This is a genomic window from Escherichia sp. AM3 (genome assembly GCF_032029835.1).
GTDB lineage: Bacteria > Pseudomonadota > Gammaproteobacteria > Enterobacterales > Enterobacteriaceae > Escherichia > Escherichia coli.
In genome coordinates this window covers 1-935 of record NZ_JAVUPQ010000392.1, presented here as the reverse complement: position 1 = coordinate 935, position 935 = coordinate 1, and the positions used below count along the sequence as shown (strand labels likewise).

Genomic DNA, 935 nt, shown 5'->3' with positions numbered 1-935 from the left:
GAGTATAACCCTGCACCAGACCTTACTAGCGCGATGCAAGGCCATGAATCTAATCATTACCCTTTCCTTACAGCCAAAGAATTACCTGATTTTTTCAAGGCATTGTCCAGTTACTCAGGAAGCGCATTGGTTGTTATGGCGGCTCGTCTACTGATTATCACCGGCTTGCGAACTGGCGAACTACGTGGCGCATTATGGGATGAAATTGATTTCAACAAGGCTATCTGGGAGATACCCGCTTCACGTATGAAAATGCGGCGGCCTCATATTGTGCCATTGTCTGAGCAGGCTCTTTCGCTTATTGGGAAGATTAGAGAAATAACAGGCAATTACCCTCTTATGTTTCCCGGGCGCAATGATCCAAGGAAAACAATGAGTGAGGCCAGCATAAACCAAGTGTTTAAGCGCATTGGCTACGCTGGACGTGTAACTGGTCATGGGTTCCGGCACACTATGAGTACGATTTTGCATGAGCAGGGCTATAACACTGCGTGGATAGAAACTCAGCTCGCTCACGTTGATAAGAACTCAATTCGTGGCACATACAACCATGCGCAATATCTGGATGGAAGGCGGGAGATGCTTCAATGGTATGCCGACTATATGGATTCTCTCGAGCATGGCGGAAATGTGGTGCATATGGTGTTTGAAAAACACGCATGAAACAACTGGACAAGTATACAGAGGTTTACTAAAGTATAGGGGAGTAGATTGATAAAAACTCACAGAGGATTGCTATTTAACAGTTAGCCCTGGAGAAGGGCAATCGCTCTTTTATAAACGAAGGTGTATTGAGCCTTCTACGCTGCTGAAAAGCGGAATGTTCTTTAACAGGCTTTGGCGCTGACAAAGCGCAATTGTTCTTTAAAACTACTGGATGTCACGCCTAATAGCGTGATCCTGCCGAAATGCAGGGTAGCTCTACCCTTGTGGAG

At 45.9% G+C, this 935-nt stretch carries 1 protein-coding gene; it reads left to right on the top strand.

Features of this window, described 5'->3' with window-relative positions; all coding sequences use genetic code 11:
* Positions 1-663, top strand: a 663-nt coding sequence (locus RTW80_RS26105; RefSeq protein ID WP_312720981.1) for a site-specific integrase, incomplete at its 5' end; no start/stop codon positions are given.
* Positions 664-935 lie beyond the last annotated feature (272 nt).